Origin of the sequence: Bradyrhizobium sp. ISRA430, assembly GCF_029909975.1 — a bacterium.
GTDB lineage: Bacteria > Pseudomonadota > Alphaproteobacteria > Rhizobiales > Xanthobacteraceae > Bradyrhizobium.
In genome coordinates, this window is the sequence record NZ_CP094516.1 from 709,652 (window position 1) to 725,878 (window position 16,227).

The 16,227-nt window shown below is 64.8% G+C and carries 13 protein-coding genes; 6 read left to right on the top strand and 7 right to left on the bottom strand.

The features are described 5' to 3' along the window. The first annotated feature begins 6 nt into the window (after positions 1-6). Complete coding sequence (locus MTX21_RS03830) at positions 7-1,185, top strand: saccharopine dehydrogenase NADP-binding domain-containing protein (protein ID WP_280970592.1); 1,179 nt, start codon at positions 7-9, stop codon at positions 1,183-1,185. Positions 1,186-1,214: 29 nt separating this feature from the next. Next, positions 1,215-2,387, top strand: a complete 1,173-nt coding sequence (locus MTX21_RS03835) for a saccharopine dehydrogenase NADP-binding domain-containing protein (RefSeq protein ID WP_280970593.1) — start codon at positions 1,215-1,217, stop codon at positions 2,385-2,387. Between the two features lie 123 nt (positions 2,388-2,510). Here the strand turns inward: MTX21_RS03835 and MTX21_RS03840 are convergent, their stop codons facing one another. Then, positions 2,511-3,707, bottom strand: coding sequence for an FAD-dependent monooxygenase (locus MTX21_RS03840; RefSeq protein WP_280970594.1), 1,197 nt, complete (start codon positions 3,705-3,707; stop codon positions 2,511-2,513). Between the two features lie 147 nt (positions 3,708-3,854). Here MTX21_RS03840 and MTX21_RS03845 point away from each other — a divergent pair, with 147 nt between their 5' ends. Further along, entirely contained in the window at positions 3,855-4,331 is a 477-nt protein-coding gene (locus tag MTX21_RS03845; protein ID WP_280970961.1) for a MarR family transcriptional regulator, read from the top strand. On the opposite strand, the gene MTX21_RS03850 is transcribed toward MTX21_RS03845, so the two are convergent. The 3 genes from MTX21_RS03850 to MTX21_RS03860 form a co-directional block, all read right to left on the bottom strand. Beyond that, positions 4,300-5,556 carry an O-antigen ligase family protein gene (locus MTX21_RS03850; RefSeq protein WP_280970595.1) on the bottom strand — a complete coding sequence of 419 codons (1,257 nt, stop codon included), beginning with the start codon at positions 5,554-5,556 and terminating at the stop codon, positions 4,300-4,302. The two genes, MTX21_RS03845 and MTX21_RS03850, sit on opposite strands and share 32 nt — an antisense overlap. 167 nt (positions 5,557-5,723) lie before the next feature. Further along, entirely contained in the window at positions 5,724-7,271 is a 1,548-nt protein-coding gene (locus MTX21_RS03855; protein WP_280970596.1) for an undecaprenyl-phosphate glucose phosphotransferase, read from the bottom strand. 117 nt (positions 7,272-7,388) lie between these two features. Beyond that, complete coding sequence (locus MTX21_RS03860; RefSeq protein ID WP_280970597.1) at positions 7,389-8,522, bottom strand: glycosyltransferase family 4 protein; 1,134 nt, start codon at positions 8,520-8,522, stop codon at positions 7,389-7,391. Between the two features lie 195 nt (positions 8,523-8,717). Between MTX21_RS03860 and MTX21_RS03865 the strand changes: the two genes are divergently transcribed. Next, on the top strand, positions 8,718-10,967 hold the full coding sequence (locus MTX21_RS03865) for an exopolysaccharide transport family protein (RefSeq protein ID WP_280970598.1): 2,250 nt from the start codon (positions 8,718-8,720) through the stop codon (positions 10,965-10,967). A gap of 1,036 nt (positions 10,968-12,003) precedes the next feature. On the opposite strand, the gene MTX21_RS03875 is transcribed toward MTX21_RS03865, so the two are convergent. Further along, complete coding sequence (locus MTX21_RS03875; RefSeq protein WP_280970600.1) at positions 12,004-13,185, bottom strand: GNAT family N-acetyltransferase; 1,182 nt, start codon at positions 13,183-13,185, stop codon at positions 12,004-12,006. A 130-nt stretch (positions 13,186-13,315) separates the two neighbouring features. Between MTX21_RS03875 and MTX21_RS03880 the strand changes: the two genes are divergently transcribed. Further along, entirely contained in the window at positions 13,316-14,362 is a 1,047-nt protein-coding gene (locus MTX21_RS03880) for a polysaccharide deacetylase family protein (RefSeq protein WP_280970601.1), read from the top strand. Here MTX21_RS03880 and MTX21_RS03885 read toward each other — a convergent pair. After that, positions 14,359-14,568 (bottom strand): DUF2842 domain-containing protein, encoded by a 210-nt coding sequence (locus MTX21_RS03885; RefSeq protein ID WP_280970602.1) that lies wholly within the window; start codon positions 14,566-14,568, stop codon positions 14,359-14,361. The genes MTX21_RS03880 and MTX21_RS03885 overlap by 4 nt on opposite strands. A gap of 97 nt (positions 14,569-14,665) precedes the next feature. Between MTX21_RS03885 and MTX21_RS03890 the strand changes: the two genes are divergently transcribed. Then, positions 14,666-15,748, top strand: coding sequence for a COX15/CtaA family protein (locus tag MTX21_RS03890; protein WP_280970603.1), 1,083 nt, complete (start codon positions 14,666-14,668; stop codon positions 15,746-15,748). Here MTX21_RS03890 and MTX21_RS03895 read toward each other — a convergent pair. Next, the gene (locus MTX21_RS03895; protein ID WP_280970604.1) at positions 15,745-16,083 is read right to left on the bottom strand and encodes a hypothetical protein; all 339 of its coding nucleotides are present in this window, start codon (positions 16,081-16,083) and stop codon (positions 15,745-15,747) included. The genes MTX21_RS03890 and MTX21_RS03895 overlap by 4 nt on opposite strands. Between the last annotated feature and the right edge of the window lie 144 nt (positions 16,084-16,227).

The window sequence follows — 16,227 nt, forward strand, 5'->3', positions numbered from 1 at the left end:
CGCACCATGAGTTCTGCGAAATTCGACATCGTCGTCTACGGCGCGACCGGTTTCACCGGCCAGCTCGTCGCCGAATATCTGGCCGCGCACTACAAGGACGACAAGGCGCTCAAATGGGCGATGGCCGGGCGCAGCCTCGACAAGCTCAAATCAGTACGTGACGCAATCGCTGCGCCCACGGACACGCCGCTGATTGTCGCGGATGCGGCCGATTCGGCATCGCTGAACGCGATGGTGGCCCAGACGAAGTCGGTGATCACGACCGTCGGACCTTATCAGCTCTATGGTGAGGAGCTGCTCGCCGCCTGCGTTGCCACCGGCACGGATTATTTCGACCTCTGCGGCGAGCCGGTCTGGATGCGGCAGATGATCGACAAGCACGAAGCGGCGGCCAGGACGAGCGGTGCGCGCATCGTATTCTCCTGCGGCTTCGATTCCGTGCCGTTCGAGCTCGGTGCGTTCTTCGTGCAGGAAGAGGCCAAGCGCGTGTTCGGCGCAGCCGCCTCGCGCGTGAAGGGCCGCGTGCGCGACATGCGCGGTACGCTCTCGGGCGGCACCGCGGCGAGCGCAAAGGCAACATTCGATGCCGTCGCCAAAGATATCAGCCTCGTCGCGATCCTGAACGATCCGTTCGCGCTGACGCCCGGATTCACCGGCCCGAAGCAGCCGAAGGGCAACAGGTCGATTCTTGAGGAGGACCTGCAATCCTGGGCCGCGCCTTTCATGATGGCGCTGATCAACACGCGCAACGTCCATCGCTCCAACATGCTGATGGGTTTTCCCTACGGCAAGGAATTCGTCTACGACGAGATGGTCCTGACCGGTCCCGGTGAGAAGGGCGAGGCGAATGCGAAGCGTGTGATGGCCGCCAATGCTGAGAAGACGGGCCCGAATGCGCCGAAGCCGGGCGAGGGGCCTTCGAAGGAAGAGCGGGAAAACGGCCGCTTCGATCTGCTCTATGTCGCGATCGCGCCCGACGGCCACCAGGTTCGCGCCGGTGTCACCGGCGACCGCGATCCCGGCTACGGCTCGACCTCGAAGATGATCTCGGAATGCGCGATCTGTCTGTTGCGTGATGCACACGACGTGCCCGCGGGAATCTGGACCCCGGGCGCAGCGATGCAGCACAAGCTGATCAAGCGGCTTCAAGATCACGCCGGGCTGACGTTCAAGGTGGAAAGCTAAGCTCGAGGCCGTTGCAGGAAACCCGACCCGTGTCGTCGAAGTTTGACATCGTCGTTTACGGCGCGACCGGATACACCGGCCAGCTCGTCGCCGAGTATATCGCCGCGCAGTACGCGGGCGACAGCGCGCTGACATGGGCGATGGCCGGGCGAAGCAGGGACAAGCTTGCGTCGGTTCGCGACGCGATCGGCGCACCCAGTGACACGCCGCTCATCGTTGCCGATGCGTCCGACCCCGTCTCGTTGCGCGCGTTGGTCAACCAAGCCAAGCTGGTGATCACCACCGTCGGTCCGTACCAGCTCTATGGCTCCGATCTGCTCGCCGCCTGCGTTGCGTCGGGCACCGACTACATGGATCTCTGCGGCGAGCCGATCTGGCTAAAGCAGATGATTGACAGGCACGAGGCGGAGGCCAAAGCGAGCGGCGCGCGCATCATGGTCCCCTGTGGCTTCGACTCGGTGCCGTTCGAACTCGGTGTATTCTTCGTGCAGGAGGAAGCTCGGCGCGTGTTCGGGGCGCCGGCGCCACGCGTCAAGGGGCGCGTCCGCGACATCAGTTGGAAGTTCTCCGGCGGCACCTCGGCGAGCGCAAGGGTGACCTTCGAGGCGGTTGCGCAGGACCTCAGCCTGGTGTCGATCCTCAAAGATCCCTTTGCATTCACGCCCGGCTTTGAGGGTCCGAAGCAGCCGCGCGGTAACAAGCCCGTCTTCGAGGAGGACCTGCAATCCTGGGCCGCGCCATTCGCGATGGCTACGCTCAACACGCGCAACGTCCATCGCTCCAACATGCTGATGGGCTTCCCGTATGGCAGGGACTTCGTCTACGACGAGATGGTGCTGACTGGGGCAGGCGAGGAAGGGCAAGCCAACGCGAAGCGCGTGATGGCTGCGAACAGCGAAAAAACCGGCCCCGAAGCGCTCAAGCCCGGCGAGGGCCCTTCGAAGGAAGAGCGCGACAACGGTCATTACGACCTGCTCTATGTTGCGATCGCGCCCGATGGCCGTCAGGTCCCCGCTATCAAGGGCGATCTCGATCCTGGCTACGCATCGACGGCGAAGATCATCTCCGAATGCGCGATCTGCCTGTTGCGCGACACGCCGGACGTGGCGGCCGGTCTCTGGACACCGGGCGCAGCGATGCAGCACAAGCTGATCAAGCGGCTTCAAGATCACGCCGGGCTGACGTTCGCGGTGGAAGCATAGGCGGCACGCTGTCATGCCCCGCGACGGCGGGCCATCCAGCACGCTGCGGCCTCTCGGTTCATCACGACCGTCCCTGGAATACTGGATCGCCCGCTTTCGCGGGCGATGACATCGTGATTGCCGCTACACCGCCCGCGCGTCATACGCGTACATGAACTCCATGCTCTTCGCGCCGAGTGGCAGTAGCCATTTCATCATCTGATTGCGGACCCACGCGCCGGTGGCGCTGAATTCGCGCTTGCTGTTGCCGTTGCGACGGGCAATCGCGACGATCTTCTCGGCGCGCGGGCGGCGCTCGGTCTCGAAATTCTGGAAGGTGAGGCCGAGCTCCTGGCCGTCCTGCATCAGCCGCGCCAGACGCATCGCGTCCTCGAGCGCGAGCGAGGCGCCCTGGCCGGCATGCGGGCTCGTCGCATGCGCGGCATCCCCAATCAGCAGCGAGCGCTTGCGCGACCAGGTCGGCAGGGTCGCAACGTCGAGCGTATCCGTCACCACGATGTTTTCGGCGGCCTCGATGATGGCCGGGATCGGATCGTGCCAGCCCCGGTGGAAGTCGCGCAGATGTTGCTTAATCGTTGCCTGATCTTGCGCGCGGAACATCGCCGCGTCCATGCCGTGCGCGGGCTGCGTGCTCCACCACATCGCGCCGTCATTCGGATCCGGACTGCAAAAGGCGTAGCCGAAGAAGCCGCTCTGCCCGAACGTGGTGACGACGCGCTGGCCGATCGCTGTGCCGTCGAGGACCGCGCGCGGCACGAAGCCGCCGAAACCGATCAGGCCGGTGTCGAAGGGGGCCGGCCCGTCCGGGATCACCTGGCGGCGTACCATGGAGTGCACACCGTCCGCGCCGATCAGGAAATCGCCTTCGGCGGTGGTGCCGTCGGCGAAATAGGCGATGATCGGCTGGTCGCCGCGATCCTCGATCTTGATCAGCCGCTTCTCGAAATACAGCGACACGCAGGAGCACCAGGCCTTGTCGATCAGCATCTCGTTCAGCGTGGCGCGGCAGACGTTGACCGCAGGCTGGCCGAAGCGGCGCTCCATGTCGCGGTTGAGCGAGCCGAGCCTTTGGCCGCTCTGCGAGCAGAGGTCGAAGGATTCCGCGACCGAGCCACGGCTGATCAGCTCACCGGCAAGGCCGATCTCGTCCATCACTTGCATGCCGTTTGGCGCGATCTGCAATCCGCCGCCGATCCCCGTGGAGTACGGCCAGGCCTCGTAGATCTCGGATTCGATGCCGGCACGGCGGAGGAGGATGGCCGCGACGGGCCCGGCAATGCCGGCGCCGATGATCAGGGCCTTGCGGGGACGGTTGGACATGGCTTGCTCCGGACGTTTCCGTGGTGCTAGGAGAAATTACGGTCGCTAAATCTCTTAGTGACTAAGATATATATCGAATAAGAGAAGAGGTCGGCCTTGTCAAGGACGAAGGCGCGCGCGGCGTTGTTGCAGGAGTTGGAAGAGGCGATGCGGCGGTCGTCCGCGCAGGGCGTGCTCTATGGCCAAGCCGTTGCGAACATGGCGGGAATTGCCAATTCCGACCTCGAATGCATGGACATCCTGTACCTGGAAGGGCGCGTCACCGCCGGCCGGCTCGCCGAGGTCACCGGGCTCACAACAGGCGCGATCACCGGTGTGGTGGACCGGCTCGAGAAGGCCGGCCTCGTGCGCCGCGAGCGCGACGATGCAGACCGCCGCAAGGTCTTCATCGCGGTCGTGCCCGAGGCTGCCATGAAGATCGGCCAGTTCTACGTGCCGATGCAGCAGGCGATGGAAAAGGTGTTCAATGCCTATTCCGACGAGGAACTGCGCCTGCTGCTGCGCTTCGCGACTGAAGGCTATAAGGGCGTGCTCGCGGCAACCGAAGCGCTCAAGGGCCTTCTCGATACGCCGCCGGAAAAGCGGCCCGATCTCAAGCTGAAGAAGCTTCGTCGCCAGTCCTGATCTTGTAGGCCTGGGCGGCCGCGATCATGCCCCACATCGCGCCCAGCATCATCCAGAAGTGACGCCAGTGGTCGGTGTCGATCACGAAGCTCTCGCCGACGGTGCCGACGAACGCGGAGAAGATCGCCAGATAAGCCCGCTGCCAGGGCACGCGGACGAAGATATGGCGGAAGCCCATGATCACGGTGGTGAAGACCAGCGCGGGATAGCAGATGCCGGACAGCCAGCCGCCCGACATGAAGGCGTTCAGGTAGGAGTTGTGGGTGTCTTCGGGGAAGTAGCGGTGGAATTGCAGCGGTCCGATGCCGAACGGCAGGTCCAGCGCCATCTCGGCGCCGAGGATGTGCCGGCCGAACCGGCCGAAGCGGCCTTCGTCATAGCTCTGGTCGAAGCTCGCGCGCTGCTTGAACATCTCCGCGACGGAGTCGAATGACAGGAGGATCGCGATCAACGCGAGCCCCAGTACGGCGGCGACCAGAGCCATGATGATGATGCGCGAACGCTGCGCGTTGCTCCGGCTGGTCAGCACCATCAGCGCCAGCATGAACGCGGAGGTCAGGACCAGGCCACCCCAGGCGGCACGGGAGAAAGCGAGCAGGATCGCCAGCGCCATGATGCCGAAGGCGATGACGTTGCGGAACGACTTAGACAGACCGTCGGAGACCACGCTCTGGAGCGAGAACAGCGCCGGCAGGATCAGGAAGGCGCCGAGCACGTTGGGATCCTTGAAGGTGCCGCGCGCGCGCTCGTAGAGCGTCAGGAGGTCGTGTCCGCCGGGGACGAGGTTGAAATAGCCGGCGATGGCGGAGAGCGAGGCCACCATCGCGCCGACCACGAGTCCGCGGCGGAGCATGTCGAGCCGCGCGGTCGTGTCCTCGGTGGTGACCATGGCGAAGAACACTACGGTGACCGCCATGTACCAGGACGTCGCGATCCAGCTTGCGACCTCGGACTTTTCGAACAGCGGGATTGCGCTGATGGTGTAGCCGACGTTGAGCAGGACCAGCAGCAGCACCAGCGGCATGAGCACGAGCCTCAAGCGCAGGCCGGTGGCGAAGAAGGTGACGGTGGCGAGCAGCGTCACGATCTCGTAGGGGCTCGGCTCAATGAATACGACCGCACCGGAGGCGCCGACCAGCCAGACCAGCGCGCGCTGGAGCGCAAGCACGCCGGGCGCAGCCGGTGCGGCTACGTTCAGTCTCCCGGCTGTCGCCGCATACGCCATCACACGCTCATACGCCTACGCAACTGGTACACACAAACTTCCGCCGTCATGCTCCGCGAAGGCGGGCATCCAGTAACCCGCGCTGCCAGTGGCAGCCTCCGCTGCCGGTGATTACTGGATCGCCCGGTCAAGCCGGGCGATGACAGCGCGGTTCTGGCACGACAATCTCAATACGCGTTCTCGCTCTTGGTCAGCAGCGAGACCGGGGTCTTCAGGAGAATGTAGAGGTCGAACAGCACTGACCAGTTCTCGATGTAATAGAGATCGAACTCGACGCGCTTCTGGATCTTCTCTTCATTGTCGATCTCGCCGCGCCAGCCGTTGACCTGGGCCCAGCCGGTGATACCGGGCTTGACGCGGTGGCGCGCGAAATAGCCGTCGACGGCCTCGTCGAACAGCCGGCTCTGAAGCTTGCCCTGCACCGCGTGCGGACGCGGGCCGACCAGGGAGAGATTGCCGGAGAAGACCACGTTGAAGAGCTGCGGCAGCTCGTCGAGGCTGGTCTTGCGAATGAAACGGCCGACGCGGGTGACGCGCGGATCGTTCTTGGTGACGACCTTGGCGGCGAGCGGATCGGCCTGGTCGTGATACATCGAACGGAACTTGTAGACGTCGATGCGCTCGTTGTTGAAGCCGAAGCGCTTCTGGCGGAACAGCACCGGGCCGCGGCTGTCGAGCTTGATCGCGATCGCCACCAGCGCCATCACGGGGAGCGCGGCGAGCAGCGCGAGGCTGCCGACGATACGGTCGAACAGCCATTTCATCACCAGATCCCAGTCGGTGATCGGCGCCTCGAACACGTCGAGCGTCGGCACCTCGCCGAGATAGGAATAGGAGCGGGGGCGGAAGCGCAGCTTGTTGGTGTGCGCGGAGAGGCGGATGTCGACCGGCAGGACCCAGAGCTTCTTCAGCATCTCCAGGATGCGCGTCTCGGCCGAGATCGGCAGCGCGAACAGCACGAGATCGACCCGGGTGCGGCGGGCGAACTCGACGATATCGTCGACCTTGCCGAGCTTGCGCGCGCCGGCGCAGGTGTCGAGCGCGCGGCTGTCGTTGCGGTCGTCGAACACGCCGAGCACGTGGATGTCGGAATCCTCCTGCGCGTTCAGCGCCTCGACCAGCTCCTCGCCATTGCGGTCGGAGCCGACGATGATGGTGCGCCGGTCGAGCCGGCCCTCGCGCGCCCAGCGGCGCACCAGCGTACGCAGCACCAGGCGCTCGACGATCAGCACGGCAAGGCCGAGAAAGAAAAACGCGGCGAGCCACAGTCGCGATACCTCACCGCCGAGCTTGGCGAAGAACGAGGCACCGATGAACAGCAGGAAGACGAACGACCAGGACGAGATCATCCGCGTCATCTGCCGAAGCTGTCCGCGGAAGAGCTGGACCTGGTAGATGTCGGCGGACTGGAAGCAAACCACGGCGGCGACGGCAACACCGACGATCGCCGCGAGATACTCCCAGCGGAAGCTGGTGAGCGGTACGACATAGCCGACATAAAGCGTGACGCCGACGAGGCTCAGCAGCACGAAATCGGCCAAGCGCACGAAGCCGGCGATTACGATCGGCGAATAGGCGCGGGCGACCTTCTGGTTGACGACCTCCAGGGCCGCCGGCGAGAGGCGGCGACGGCGTTCGACGAAGGGCTTTTCAGCAGGTTTTGCCGCGGCACTGGTCGCGGCATCGAGCATCGAGCGTGCGTTGAGCGGTTCCACTAGCGTCCACGTCCATTCCAACAAACCCGCGGCGCGACCGTGCACCCGGGCGAGCATCCCCCGGCACTTCGCTTATCGGACAAATCGGAAGATTTTCTAAAGCGGCCTTAAGAATGGTTAATGATTGGCAAATGCATCGCGGTAGCCCGCGAGCACACCATCGACCATCGCCTGCTGGGAGAAATGCGCCGAGATGCGCTCACGCAAGGACGCGGCGCGCCGCGCGGTCGCCTGCGTGTCCTCGAGCGCTGCCGAGATCGCCTCCGCCATCGCGTCCGCGTTACTGGGCGCGAACAGGGCCGGGCTCTCCGGGCCGAAGATCTCCGGAATGCCGCCGACCCGTGCCGCGATCATCGGAATGCCGGCCGCGCCCGCCTCGATCACGACATAGGGCATGGAATCGCCACGCGAGGGAACGACGAGCAGCCGCCCCTTGGAGAAGCCGTAGCGCGCCTTGACGTGGCCGATGAAGCGGATCGCACCGGTCAGGCCGAGTTTCTCCACCTGTGCCTTCAGCGCCGCCGTCTCCTCGCCGTCGCCGCCGAGCGTCAGCGTGACCTTGCGGCCCTGGGCATGCAGGCGCGCCACCGCATCGACCAGGAGGTCGGCGCCCTTGATGCGTCTGAACTCACCGACATAGGCGAGGTCCGTCGCATCGTCGGCGGTGACGACGGGTTCGAACTCCTCGGGCGTGACGCCGTTGAAGACGCAGTGGACCACGCCCTTGGGCGCGCCGACGATACGCTGATAGGTGTCGCGGGCAAATGCGCTCTCGAACAGGAACAGGTCGGTACTGTCCATCAGCGCGCGCTCGAGCCGCGCGTAGAACTCGCCCTTGAACGTGTGCAGCGGATAATGCAGCGAGCCGCCATGCGGCGTGTAGATGCGGATGGTGTCGTCGGTGCGCCGCCGCATGCGGATGAAAGCGCCGGCCTTGGCGCCGTGGCCATGCATGACATCCGGCTTGAGCTTGGCGATCAAGCGCCGCATGCGCAGCCACACGAGAAAGTCGTCCGGTGACGGCTCGCGGCGGATCGTAAGCCTGTGCACACCGAGCTTCAGCCGCGGCGCGAGTTCCGTGAGCGCCTTCTCGGCGCGCTCGCCGCCGGTGAGACTGTCGGCGAGGATCCCGACATGATGTCCGCGATCGACCTGGCCATTGGCGAGGTCGAGGATGTGCCGAAAGATGCCGCCGACGGGCGCGCGCACGGCGTGCAGGATGCGAAGCGGCTGGTCGGAAGAGGGAGGCATGATCAGAACCAGCGCTCGAAGGCGAACAATCCACTCAAATACGATGAGGATTAAGGGGCCTCGTGGTTAACAAACGGTGTTGGCGAGGAGAGCGCCGCTCTCGCTGCGGTGCGTGATTAACCCAGCGGCAACCTTAATGGAGTGTAATTGTCGCGGTCGAGGTAAGGTCGCGGCGTTGCCCTGCGGGAGTGTGAGATGCGTTTGGCGTTCTGGCGTGCCGGCAAGGACAAGGCCGTGGTCGAGCGGGCTGTCTCGAAGACCAAAGCCAAGCCCGAGGCCAAAGCCAAGGTTGAAGTCCAACCCGCGTCCGCCGCGGTGAAGCAGGCGCCAGTTGAATCCGGCGACATCGATCTGCACGCGCTGGGCGCAGCACTGGCGCGCAAGCGTGGCTGGATCGTCGTGCCGACAGTGTTGGCGCTCGTATTGTCGGTCGCCGGCGTCAATCTGGTGACGCCGCGCTACAAATCCGAGTCGCGTATTCTCATCGACGGTCGCGAGAACGTGTTCCTGCGACCGAACAGCGAGCGCACCGAGGAGCGGCAGGCGCTCGACCCCGAGGCCGTGACCAGCCAGGTACAGCTCGTGCTGTCGCGCGATCTCGCTCGCGAGATCATCAAGAAGAACAAGCTGGCGGAACGGCCCGAATTCGATCCGGTGCTGCAAGGCATCTCACCGCTGAAATCGCTCGCGGCGTTGGTCGGCATCGGCCGTGATCCGTTCTCGATGACGCCGGAAGAGCGCGTACTGGACGCCTATTACGACCGCCTCCAGGCCTACGCCGTCGATAAGTCGCGCGTAATCGTGGTCGAGTTCCAGTCGACCGATCCGGAGCTCGCCGCGCGCGTCGCCAATTCGATCGCCGAAGGCTACCTCGTGCTGCAACAGAATGCCCGCCAGGACCAGGCGCGCAATGCGAGCCAGTGGCTGGCGGGCGAGATCGAGAATTTGCGCAAGAAGGTCTCCGACGCCGAAGCCAAGGTCGAGGATTTCCGTTCCAAGTCGAGCCTGTTCGTCGGCACCAACAATACGACGCTGTCGAACCAGCAGATGGGCGAGGTCAACACCCAGCTCAACAATGCGCGCGCGCTGAGGGCCGACGCCGAGGCCAAGGCGAGGCTGATCCGCGAGATGCTCCAGAGCGGCAAGCCGATCGAGGCATCAGAGGTCCTGAACTCAGAACTGATGCGGCGGCTGTCCGAGCAGCGCGTGACGCTGCGCGCCCAGCTCGCCGAGCAATCCTCGACGTTGCTCGGCAACCATCCGCGCATCAAGGAATTGAAGGCCCAGCTCGGCGATCTCGACACCCAGATCCGCGATGAGGCCGGCAAGATCTCGCGCTCGCTGGAAAACGACGCGCGCATCGCCGGCGGCCGGGTCGACAGCCTGACCACGAGCCTCGAGCAGCTCAAGAAGCAGGCGACATCGACCAACGGCCAGGACGTCCAGCTCCGCGCGCTGGAGCGCGAGGCCAAGGCACAGCGTGACCTGCTCGAGACTTATCTCGCCAAGTACCGCGAGGCCAACACCCGCGAGACCATCGATACCGCCCCGACCGAGGGCCGCATCATCTCGCGGGCTATCGTCTCGAACACGCCGGCCTATCCGAAGAAGCTGCCGATCGTGCTGATCGCGACGCTGGCGACGCTGCTGCTCTCGTCCGGCATCGTCGTCACCGGCGAGCTGCTGCGCCAGACTGCGCCGCGCGCGATGGCCGCACTCATCCCGTCGCCGCCGGAACCGGTGCGCCATGAGCCGGTCATTGATGCCAAGGTGACGGACGATTCCGTGGTTGCGGAGTCCGCGCCGCTGCAGCCGGACATGACGCCCGATGCGGACATCGCTGAATTTGCCGAGATCGAGCAACTGGCGGAGCGCCTGCGCGCCGCGGGCGTGACGGCGAAGAAGATTGCGGTGCTCGGCACCGCGGCTGGCGAAGCCATTACGCTGTCGACGCTGACGCTGGCCCGGCACCTGGCGCGGGACGCCCGGGTTGTCGTGGTCGATCTCGCCGCGTCCTCGCCGACGATTGCCGCCGTGTCCGTCGATGCTTCGGCGCCCGGGCTTGCCGAGCTGATGCAAGGCGATGCGTCGTTTGCGCAGATCATTACCAAGGACAAGCTCTCCCGACTGCATCTGGTCATGGCCGGCCGCCCGGGTTTCGATCGCAGCCTGCTCCAGTCGCCGCGGGTGACGCTCGCGATCGATGCGCTGCTCAGGGTCTACGACCACGTGCTGCTCGATGCGGGCAGCGCCTCCGACCTGCCGGCCGAACTGCTGACCACCAATGCGCGCGCCGTCGTGGTGCCCGATGCCTCGATGGGCGCAGACGCGCGCACGCTGATGTGCGAGCAGCTCAAGGCTGTCGGCTTCAGCGAGGTGACGATGCTGAGCAAGCCCGTGCAGCCGTCGGATGCGCCGGAAGCGCTGCGCGTGGTGGCGGCGTAGGCGTTCTTATACCCTCTCGCCGAAATGCCGTCTGCGCTGCCGCAAAGCGTCGCCAAAGCTGTGCGGGCGCGGATGATCGCGCGTCAATTGAAGTAGGAGCTGTCGCGGGTCGTTCTCGGCGCCGCAATCGGCTTGGGCTCGAGGCGCGGCAAATCGAACGCAATGTGATCACATCGATGTCGCGCCAATGACACGCTTTGCGCAAGAACGGGTGTCGTAATGACAAACATCTGGATCGGATGGCACGGCGGACGTAACCGGCTTGACGATCTTGAAGGGCCCCGACGTGCGACATCGTCGGGGCCCTTAGTCTTCTCCTTGACGTTCGGGCGGGTCACGACATGCGGCATTTCGTCGATTTTATTGTTCATCCGTTAGTTGCGGAACTTAGCACCAGCGGCACTGTCCCCAGCGCGTGCAGCCGCCGCCGCACCCACCGCAGTCACGCCTGGCCCGGCAACCGCCACGACCTCGGCAGTTGTAATCGCGAACGAATGACCTTCATTCGGGGTAGCTAAAAATCGACACGCGCGGCGCCCGGCGTTTCCTGACGACGAAGCGGCTTCGGGCAGCATGTTAGCTAAGTTGGTCGTTGAAGCCCGGGAGAGTTGACCCACTCGTCGATGCGAGCTGCCGTGTCAGCTTGGCTGGCCTTTCTCGACAATTCCTCCCTCTCCCTACCAGGCATTCTCTTCGCCTGCTCGCGACCCTCCTTCGCGAGCTGGTCTTGAAGAGATACTGTCGGTCCAAAAGGGTTTCGCATGACGCTACTCCAGCGTGTGGATGGCGATTGCAACTTTCGGGTGCTCGGCGGAGGTGATGCTCGCAAATTGGAGTTTCTACCTTCTTGCCCACGAAGGCCAGTCTCATTTTTGTGAAAGACCTGGAAGGAGCTTACCTTCGATATTCCGTCAGAAGTGGTGTCACGATATTTCGCAACAGGCGCAGTTCAATCCACGTCGCGCTAGGCTACCTGTCGGCTTGCTGAGAGCCGTGCAAGCTTGTCAATAGCGCTAGATTGCTGACGCGCTCTCCGCTACCCGAACGCTCGCCGCAGCTTTCGTGCGAGATCGAACAGCATCTGGTTCTGCTTGACCAGGCGCTTGCCGTGGCTCAGCGACGACATCGCCATCGCCGCGAGCCTGCCGCGCGAAGTCAGCGGGATAAAGCTGTCGAAAATCTCTTCGTCGTCCTTGCAGAACATCCGCTTGTAGTCGTCCGAGCCGATGCCGAGGTCGAGCGCGCGGTAGCCGCGTTCGGCGCCGCGGTCGATGATGTAACGCATCAGGATCAGGCCGGGGCTGTAGCGCGCATGGTCCGACAGCGTGTAGGTGTTGAACATCATCGAGAAGCGCTGGTTATCGGCCACGCCCGCAAAGACAGCGATCACCTCGTCGTCGCATTCGAGCGCATGGATGTCGATGATGCGGCCTTCACCGCGCGGCATCAGGCATGCGCTGCGGATGAACTCTTCGACGCCGGGTTCGGCGAAGACGTTCGGCAGCTTCTGTTCCGCCATGCGCGCCGGCTTGATGCGGAAGAACCAGTCGAGCAGGCGGGTGACGTCCTCGTCCGTGGCGGCGAGGTGATAGCGATACCCCGCGAGCGTCTGGAGTTTCTTCTCCTTGCTCTTCAGGCGGCGGCGGAAAGAATTGCTGATCCGCGACTCCGGCGGACCGCCCGGCTCCATCACAAGCACCGGGCAGCCGTTGATCGCGCTCTGCCGCGGCAGCAGCGCGAACGGGTTCTGCTGATCGTGCCAGCGTAGCGGCTGCTGCGTCAGCGCCAGCACATCGACATTCTCGTGCAATGGTGCAAACAGCGCGTCGAGATCGGCGGTGACGGCCTGCGCAGCGAACTCGGCGTTCCACAGCCCCATGTTGAAGGTCGAATGCTTGCCGCCCATGAAACAGACCGTGCGTACGCCATGGCTCTGGCGCAGCGAGAGCGGAAGCAGCACCAACGGCCGACGCTCGGCGTCGTAAGCGATCACGATGAAGGGGCGGGCGGCTTCGTGTTCGCCGACCAGCCGCTGCCACGGACTCAACAGATCGAAGCGCTGATAGGGTGTCGAGAGGTGGCCCGGCTCCTCGAAAGCGCGCCAAACCGGCTCGGCCTTTCCGAGATCACTGACGACGTCGACATGGGCGATGCGGCTCGCTTTCGACCGCGCTGGCGCTTCTGCCGTCCGGCTTTGCATCGCCGCAGCCATGGTCATTCGCGAAACCTGTCGAGAAAACGAAAATTTGCGTATTTCGGCCTGTGGCCGACCTTTGCAAACAAATGTCAACAAAGGGTAAGGACAATGGCGGGGGGCGCCGCTGGCGGACGTGCGGGAAGGTGGGACTTTGGCATCCGACGACAGATGGCTGGAGCGGCTGCGCCTTGAGCTGGCCTGGTTCACTGGCAGGCCCCTGCTGCGCGGGCGCGGTGCCGGGGCCATCCTGCGCTTTGAGCGCGTGCGGCCGCGGCGGCGCGGCGCGTTCCAACCGCTGCGCGCCCGTGAGATCACGCCGCAATTCCTCGACCGTGCCATCGGCGCGCTCAAGCGCTGGAAGTTTGATTTCCTCGGCATGGAGGACGTCTGCCGGCGCGCGGTCACGCTGCCGGAGAAGCGACGTTTCGTGGCGCTGACCTTCGACGGCACCGATAAGGGCCTGATCAACTTTGCCTATCCGGTGCTGGCGCGTCATGGCGTGCCATTCACGGTTTACATTCCGACCGCCTTTCCCGATGGCGTGGGTGAAGCCTGGTGGCTCGCACTCGAGCAGATGATCGCGCGCGAGAGCCGTATCAGCCTGATGATGGGTGAGAAGGAGCAGCGCTTCGTCGTCACCAAGCTTGCGGACAAGCAAGCACTGTTCACGTTCATCGAGAGCTGGCTGCGGACGCTACCGCCGGCCGACCTGTCGGCCGCGGTCCACGACCTCTGCGCGCGCTACGGCATCGATCTCGCCGCCATCTCGCGCGAAGCATCGATGGACTGGCAGGATCTGGCGAAACTCGCGGCCGATCCGAACGTCACTTTCGGCAGCGCGACCGTCAATTATCCCGTTCTAGCCAACATGAAGGATCCAGCCGCACTGCGCGAGGTGACGATGGGCAAGGCGGTGGCGGAAGCGGCCTTTGGCCGCGAGATCCGACACCTTGCATTCCCGTTCGGCGATCGCACCTCGTTCCGGCGCAGCCATGTCGTGATGGCGGAGCAGGCGGGCTTTGCCAGCGCGGTATCGACCATATCGGGCATCGTGGATGCTGAAGGGCGCACCAACCTGCACGCGATGCCGCGGATTTCGTGGGACGGCCGGGTGCGCTCGCTGCGCGTGCTGCGGGTGCTGGTGTCGGGCGTCGCCTTTGCGCCGATGAGACCGACCGGCAGCGGGCAAGCGGACTAGGCGCGGTCGGGCCGCTGCATCCAGCTCACGATCGGCATCGCCGGCAAGACCCAGCCCATGCCCGCCACGACGTAATAGATCGCCTGCCGCCAGCCGGATTCGGCGATCCACGGCATCTGTGCCAGCGCCATGCCGAGCAGGGCCCAGACGGCGGCCAGCACCAGGAGCGCGATGGTGCCGAGGAACTTGCGGGTGCGGATCGTCATGACGTGAGCTTTGCGGCCTTTTGCGTAACTTGCGCGGCGGGAGCGGGGGACTATAAGGGGCACGCAGTCCCGTTCAAGCCTTGGTTTTGCTCCTGAAATGACGACGGTTTCCGCCCCGACCAAGTTGCATCGCGCCCTGCGCTGGTGGCTTATCTGTGTGGCCGCGCTGATCGCGCTGATGGTGCTGGTCGGCGGTGCGACACGGTTGACCGAGTCCGGGCTGTCCATCGTGGAATGGAAGCCGGTCACCGGTACCATGCCGCCGCTCTCGGAGGCGCAGTGGACCGATGCGTTCGAGGCTTACAAGAGGATCCCGCAATATCGCGAACTCAATGCCGGGATGACTCTCTTCGAGTTCAAGGAGATCTTCTGGTGGGAATGGAGCCATCGGCTGCTCGGCCGTTTCATCGGCGTCGCCTATCTCCTGCCGTTCCTGTTCTTCCTGTGGCGCGGGGGCCTGCCCGGTGACCTGAAGCGGCGGCTATGGCTGCTGTTCGCGCTCGGCGGGCTCCAGGGAGCGGTCGGCTGGTGGATGGTGGCCTCGGGCCTCTCGGAGCGGGTCGAGGTCTCGCAGTATCGGCTGGCGACGCATCTGGTGCTCGCGCTCCTGATCTTCGCCGGTATCGTCTGGACCGTGCGGCGGCTTGCCGAGCGGCCGCAGATCGTTGCGCCGGTGCGGCTGAGGCTGACGAGCGCCTTGCTCGTGGTCCTGACCTTCGTGCAGATCTATTTCGGCGCGCTGGTTGCGGGCCTGCGTGCCGGGCGTGCCTACAACACTTGGCCCGAGATCGACGGCACGTTCATCCCGTCAGCGGACCGGCTGTGGTTCGAGACGCCGTGGTGGCGCAACATGTTCGACAATGTGCTGACGGTGCAGTTCGAGCACCGCATGACGGCGTACGCGCTGTTCGCGCTGGCGGCACTGCATGCCGTCGACGCGTTGCGGTCCCGCGCCGGGACGGCGGCGCGCGGCGCGCTGTGGCTGTTTGCGGCCGTGAGCCTGCAAGCGGTGCTCGGCATCCTCACGCTGCTCAATCAGGTCCCGATTGGCCTTGCGCTTGCGCACCAAGCGGTTGCGATCGCCGTGCTGACGCTTGCGGTGATGCAGGCGGAGCGGCTCGCCGCGCGGCAATCGGCGGAGGCGCAGCCGCGCGCGGTGCCGGTCGGTCAGGCCGGTTAGCAATAGCCGTAGACGCCGCAGGCGTAGGGCAGCCGCCAGAAATAACCGACCTGAGGCCCGCCGTAATACGCGCCTTGATAGTCGTAATCCCAGGGGCGGCCGTAATAGCCCGGCAGCGTATTGGAGCCCGGCAGCAGCGGCGTGCCTGGCAGGTTGCGGACGTAGCTGCCGATGCCATAGGCCGGCGAGATCAGCGCGTCCGGATCGGTCTCGACATAGACCTTCGGCGGTGGCGGCGCGACGGCCCGCCGCCTTGGTGTGGCCGCAAGATCGGCGGCGCCGGCACTCGAAACTGTCAGCATCGCCACGAGGGCGGGCACCATCCAGCGCAGCATCGTCGGCTCCGAATCAAAGGGGCGGTCCACGGATAACGTATGCAACGGATATGGTTAATGACTGTTAACTAGCGTCGTCATTCCGAGGCGGCTCGCAGAGCCGGACCGGAATCTCGAGCACTCAGGTGCGCAATTGCGCGCCTG